Raw genomic sequence first — 2,211 nt, forward strand, 5'->3', positions numbered from 1 at the left:
GGCTGGCCGACGACCTGAAACTTTCGGTGCAGACGGTCAGTCGCGCCTATGAAGAGCTAATCCGTCGCGGCCTGATTTCGGGCGAGATCGGCCGCGGCAGCTTCGTCCAGACGCAGCGCCGCGAGCCGGAGCCGCCCTACCTGCCGGAGCGGCTCGGCGAAGTCATCGACCTGTCGATCCTGAAACCGGTTTGTGAGCCGATGCATCTGGAGCGGCTAAAACAGGCACTGGGCTGGCTGGCTGAGAACCTGCCGTCGAGTTCAGCACTTTCGTTCCGGCCCAACATGGTGTTTCCGCGCCACCGCGCGGTGGCGGTCGAATGGCTGAGGCTTTGTGGCCTCGATGCATCACCGCAGAACGTCAGCCTGACCAACGGCGCCACCGCCGGCATGACCGTGGCGCTGATGAGCGTCGCGCCGCCGGGCTCGACGGTTGCCACCGAGGCGATCGGCCACCATACGCTGGTGCCGTTGGCGCGCTATCTCGGCTTCAATCTGGAAGGCCTGCCGATCGACGACAACGGCCTGATCCCGGAAGCGCTGGACGAGGCCTGCCGGCTTTCCGACATCCGCGCGGTCTTCGTGCAGCCCTCGGTGATCAACCCGACGGCGACCCTGATGGATGCGCGGCGGCGAGAAGAGATCGCCGCGGTCGCGCGCAAGCACGACATCGCCATCATCGAGAACGATGTGCTCGGTCCGCTGGTCGAAGACCGGCCGCCGCCGGTTGCCGCGTTCGCGCCGGAGCGCACGCTCTACGTCACCTCCTTCACCAAGATCACCGTGCCCGGCCTGCGCATCGGCTATCTGGCCGCGCCCGACCGCTACGTCGCCGCCGTCGCCAATCGGCATCTGGTCTCGAACTGGATGGCGACGCCGCTGGTGGCCGAGATCGCCACCAAATGGGTGACCGACGGCACGGCGATGGAGCTTGTCCACTGGCAGCGCGCGGCTTTGCGGCGCCGGCAGGATATTGCAGCGCAAGTGCTGGCGGGGGTGGACTATCGCGCCCGGCGCGACGGGTTGCATGTCTGGCTGCAACTGCCGGCCGACCGGGCCGAGGAAAGCTTTGTCGCCCAGGCTCGCCTGCAGGGCGTGGCGATTGCACCCGGCACGTCCTTCCGTATTTCGGCTGCGCCCTGGCATCCGGCGGTACGTATCTCGCTGGGTTCGACCACCGAGGGGGAACTGCGCGCCGGCCTCGGCGTTGTCACCAAGCTTTTGCTCGGCGATCCCGAGCACCTGCTGCTCGCTATCTAGCGAGTGCGCCGCTATCCGGGTGATGCCGGCCTGCGAAAGGCAGCCTCCTGCGCTTCCGGTACTCACGTACGAAAAGTACGCTCCGTTCCGGTTCTCGGAGGCTCCCATTCTCGGCTCGGCCTGACCCGAATCCCGGCGCACTCTTCGGCACTGGTTGCTCAAGAATTGTGCGGAATGGGAAATATTGTCATGATATTATTTTCCCGATTGACATGATTTGGCGCGTTCCGCATCGTTAAGGGGCACAGGCTTCTCCAGCACGGGGAATTTATTTGTCCGCATCAGCGCCCATCATCAAGATCGACGACATCTCGAAGAGCTTCGGCAGCTTCAAGGTGCTGGACGGCCTGTCGATGCAGGTCATGCCCGGCGAGAAGCTGGCGCTGATCGGCCCGTCGGGCTCGGGCAAGACGACGATCCTGCGCATCCTGATGACGCTTGAGCGCATCGATGGCGGTCATATCCAGATCGACGGCGAGCAACTCTACCACATGGAGCGCAATGGCCAGCTGCTGGCCGCCGATGAGCGGCATCTGACAAGGATGCGTCAGAAGATCGGCATGGTCTTCCAGCTGTTCAACCTGTTTCCGCACAAATGCGTCATGGACAATGTCACGCTGGCGCCGATGCTGACCAAGGGCACGCCACGCGCCGCCGCCGAAAAGCGGGCGATGGAACTGCTCGAAATGGTCGGCATGGCCGACAAGGCCAAGTCCATGCCGGCGCAGTTGTCCGGCGGCCAGAAGCAGCGCGTGGCGATCGCCCGGGCGCTGGCGCTGTCGCCGAAGATCATGCTGTTCGACGAGGTGACGTCGGCGCTCGATCCGGAGCTGGTCGAGGAGGTGATGAACGTCATGCGCAAGCTGGCCGCCGAGACCGACATGACCATGCTGCTGGTCACCCACGAGATGGGCTTTGCCCATGATTTCGCCGACCGGGTACTGTTCTTCGA

Annotated in this window: 2 protein-coding genes; both read left to right on the top strand. The window is 64.5% G+C overall.

The features are described 5' to 3' along the window. Window positions 1-1,259: PLP-dependent aminotransferase family protein (locus tag EN750_RS30735; RefSeq protein ID WP_145968068.1), on the top strand; the 1,259-nt coding region annotated here is incomplete at its 5' end. A 272-nt stretch (window positions 1,260-1,531) separates the two neighbouring features. After that, a partial coding sequence (ehuA, locus tag EN750_RS30740; protein WP_127398972.1) for an ectoine/hydroxyectoine ABC transporter ATP-binding protein EhuA occupies window positions 1,532-2,211 on the top strand: 680 nt, incomplete at its 3' end.

The organism is Mesorhizobium sp. M7A.F.Ca.ET.027.03.2.1, assembly GCF_003999175.1.
GTDB lineage: Bacteria > Pseudomonadota > Alphaproteobacteria > Rhizobiales > Rhizobiaceae > Mesorhizobium.